Origin of the sequence: Pseudomonas sp. CFBP 8772 (assembly GCF_014841665.1) — a bacterium.
Taxonomy (GTDB): domain Bacteria; phylum Pseudomonadota; class Gammaproteobacteria; order Pseudomonadales; family Pseudomonadaceae; genus Aquipseudomonas; species Aquipseudomonas graminis_B.
The window spans coordinates 1-820 of sequence record NZ_JACYUI010000033.1; the positions used below are offsets into that span (position 1 = coordinate 1).

Annotated in this window: 1 pseudogene; it reads left to right on the forward strand. The window is 59.6% G+C overall.

Annotation, left to right across the window (positions count from 1 at the left end):
- Positions 1 to 820, forward strand: a pseudogene (locus IFT99_RS26020) (IS3 family transposase); the annotation flags it as partial.

The window sequence follows — 820 nt, forward strand, 5'->3', positions numbered from 1 at the left end:
CTCGGTGAGACGGCCGTACGACGGTGGATCCGCCAATACGACGCCGAGCAGTTGGGCCAGGCCGGGATAGGAAACCCGCTGACGGCTGAGCAACAGCGCATTCGGCAGCTGGAGCAGGAAAACCGGCAGCTCAAGATGGACAACGACATCCTAAAAAAGGCTACCGCCTTCTTTGCCCGCGAACTGAAGTGACGTATCGGCTTGTTCGGCAACTGCAACAGAAGGCTTATCCGGTGGCGCATGTCTGTCGTCTGCTGAACGTCAGTCGATCAGGTTTTTACGAGGCCCGTAAGCGTGCACAAGCACCTGTTCGGCTCAGTTGTCCCATTGTCGCGCAGCTCAAGGCATCGTTTGCCGTGAGCGACGGCTGCTCCGGCAGCCGCTCTTTAACCAAGGCTCTGCGGGCCAAGGGCATGGAAATAGGCCGCTATAAAGTCCGCCGCCTGATGCGAGCCCATGGTTTGCGCTCGGCGTGGAAACCTAAGTTTGTGCATACGACCGACAGCAAGCATGACCTGCCAATCGCTGAAAATGTGTTGAACCGTCAGTTTGAACCGCAGGCTGTGAATACCGCCTGGGTCGCCGACATTACCTACATAGGAACGCGCAGCGGCTGGCTCTATCTGGCCGTGGTGCTGGACTTGTTCTCGCGCAAGATCGTGGGTTGGGCGATGGCCCCAAACATGCCTGCAGAGCTGGTGTGCAGCGCGATGCAGATGGCCGTCGCGCAGCGTCAACCGCCGCCTGGCCTGATCGCTCACTCCGATCGCGGCAGCCAATATGCGAGCGCAATCTACAGATCGCTGCTGGCCAGGCACGG